The sequence below is a fragment of the Mitsuaria sp. TWR114 genome, from assembly GCF_007997345.1.
Genome location: NZ_VOSR01000467.1, coordinates 1 through 2,381 on the forward strand (window position 1 = coordinate 1; position 2,381 = coordinate 2,381).

Genomic DNA, 2,381 nt, shown 5'->3' on the forward strand with positions numbered 1-2,381 from the left:
CAGCGTGCGCAGCACCGCGTGCTCGCGGGGGGGACAGCGGCAGCGGTTCGCGGTCCAGGGTGAACAGCTTGGAGGCGGCGTCGTAGACCAGCGGCCCGCAGGCGAAGCGCGGCTGGTCGCGCCCGCGCGAGCGGCGGATCAGCGCGACCAGGCGGGCCTCGAGCTCCTGGATCTCGAAGGGTTTGGCGAGGAAGTCGTCGGCGCCCTCATGCAGCGTGCTGACGCGCTCCATCAGCGAGTCGCGGGCGGTCAGCACCAGCACCGGCACGCGGGAATCGGCGTCGCGCAGGCGGGCCAGGACTTCGTGGCCGCCCAGTCCCGGCAGGCCGAGGTCCAGGATCATCGCGTCGTAGCGGGTCGCGCCGAGCTGGCCCAGCACGAGCCGGCCGTCGTCGACCCAGTCGACGACGAAATCGTTCTGCCCGAGCGCCTTCACCAGCCAGTCGGCCAGGGGCTTCTCGTCTTCGACCAGGAGGATCCGCATGGCGCGCGATGCTAGCGCGCGGACATGCGGTGACGGCTAGTGTCTTTCCACATGCCGGCGGAGCCGGGCTGGCGCCCGGTCGTCAGCCGCCTTCCGGCGATGAACCGTCCGATGGATCGGGCGCATCGAACACGCCCTTCCGGTAGGCGATGTAGTAGACGGTCAGGAAGAAGGCGAGGAAGAACACGAAGGCCGCGGCGCAATTGAGGAGGAATTCAGTCCACATGGAAACCCCTGATCAGCAAGTAGTAGTGCCCGAAGACGTTCAACACCACGAGCGCCCAGGCGCCTGCGCCACTTGCGATGCGCCAGAAGCTGGGCCGTCGGGCCCGGCGCGCGTGGACAAGCAGCGGCTCGCACCATTGGACGATCACGATCCAGATCACCAGCGAGACGAAAACCAGCGAGGGGGCCAATGACGGCAGGAATGCCCTCACCGCTTCGTTCGGGATGTTGCAGAGGATCTCCGGCCAGGTGATCGCCACCGCGCCGTCGAAGGCGAGCAGGAGCAATGCCCAGTCGGCGCCGGACGTCTTCAGGCAGGCCGGACCACGAATCGCAAGATTGAGGATCCAGCTGGAGCTGGGTGGCAACACGCCCGCCAGCCAGAACGCCAACATTTCCGGAGTCATCGCCGCCACACGCGTTGTCGAAGATGTCGATGCTAGGGCGCGGGAGCGGGAGGCGTTTCGAGGGATCCGCGTGTTTTGCGCGGTTCCAGTGGTCCGAACCCCTTACGAAAGTCGGCCAGGCTCGAATTGAGACCGAAGGAGGTCAGCCGTCGCCGGTCGGGGCGCTGCCCAACCGGTCGACGGCTGACTGATGGGGAAATGAATCGAGGGCCGATGAGCTTGCGCTCAGGCGAGGTCGCCGCGGGCGGCGTCGATCGTGGCGATCGCCTCGACGGTGTCGCCGTGGCGGACCAGCCAGCTGACCTTCTCCAGCTGGCGCAGCTCGGGGGCGCTGACCGGCAGGCGCTGCGCCATCAACTGGCGACGGGCGTCGCGCAGCAGATGCATCGCGTTGTCCTGGTGGTCGCAGTAGAGCTCGACCTGCACCGCGCGCAGTTGCTGCTGGACCATCGCTCGTCGCTCCGATCGGCGCGCCATGTCGTCGGGATCGGTCGCGGCCTGGGCCGACGCCGCCGCGAAAGCGGCCACCATGGCGAGGATCGGGGTGGACTTGCTCATGTGCTTCTCCTGCGGTCCGGCGGGCTCCGCGCCGGTGGCGTCTTCTACAAGGCGTCGCCGTGGGCCGCGGAGCGGGTCGGGCCGATTGCGTCAAACAACGTGTTGCCCTGGGACGTAAGGTGCGCCGGCCGGGTTAGGGAATGCTTAAGAAAACCCGCGATCACGCAAGTCGGCGCAACGACTTGGCGTTGGGCGCACCTGCCTTCACGCCACCTCCACGTCACCGTCACACGCGGTCACCGACGCCGGTTTGTATGCCACTGTGTCCAGCACCCGCCGCGACACGCGCCGCGCCAATTCGCCGCGGCAGTCACACACCGGCGATACATCGCCCCGGTGCAATGCGGACCACGCAGCAGACGACGCTGCCTTCAAGCCTTCAAAGGAGTCCGCCATGTCCACGACCACCGATCACGTCCAGGTTCTCTATACCGCCCACACCCGCACCACCGGCGGCCGCGAGGGCCGCGGCCAGTCCGACGACGGCCGCCTCGACGTGCAGCTCGGCACGCCCGGATCGTCGCGCCCCGGCACCAACCCGGAACAGCTGTTCGGCGTCGGCTGGTCCGCCTGCTTCATCGGCGCGATGGGCCTGGCCGCCCAGGCGATGGGCGTGCGCCTGCCCGCGGAGACCGACGTCGAAGCCATCGTCGACCTCAACCGCGGCGCCGACGGCTACTTCCTGAGCGGCCGGCTGCGCATCCACG

At 68.5% G+C, this 2,381-nt stretch carries 4 protein-coding genes and 1 pseudogene; 1 reads left to right on the top strand and 4 read right to left on the bottom strand.

What is annotated here, in order from left to right:
• From FUT87_RS16860 to FUT87_RS16870, 4 genes and pseudogenes are all read right to left on the bottom strand, one after another.
• Positions 1-484, bottom strand: a pseudogene (locus FUT87_RS16860) (response regulator); the annotation flags it as partial.
• An 82-nt stretch (positions 485-566) separates the two neighbouring features.
• Positions 567-710, bottom strand: coding sequence for a hypothetical protein (locus tag FUT87_RS28935; protein WP_175538252.1), 144 nt, complete (start codon positions 708-710; stop codon positions 567-569).
• Complete coding sequence (locus tag FUT87_RS16865; RefSeq protein ID WP_222617183.1) at positions 700-1,116, bottom strand: hypothetical protein; 417 nt, start codon at positions 1,114-1,116, stop codon at positions 700-702. The genes FUT87_RS28935 and FUT87_RS16865 overlap by 11 nt, the downstream gene beginning before the upstream one ends.
• Positions 1,117-1,341: 225 nt before the next feature.
• Complete coding sequence (locus tag FUT87_RS16870) at positions 1,342-1,674, bottom strand: hypothetical protein (protein ID WP_091724497.1); 333 nt, start codon at positions 1,672-1,674, stop codon at positions 1,342-1,344.
• 394 nt (positions 1,675-2,068) lie between these two features.
• Here FUT87_RS16870 and FUT87_RS16875 point away from each other — a divergent pair.
• A partial coding sequence (locus tag FUT87_RS16875; protein WP_147241763.1) for an Ohr family peroxiredoxin occupies positions 2,069-2,381 on the top strand: 313 nt, incomplete at its 3' end.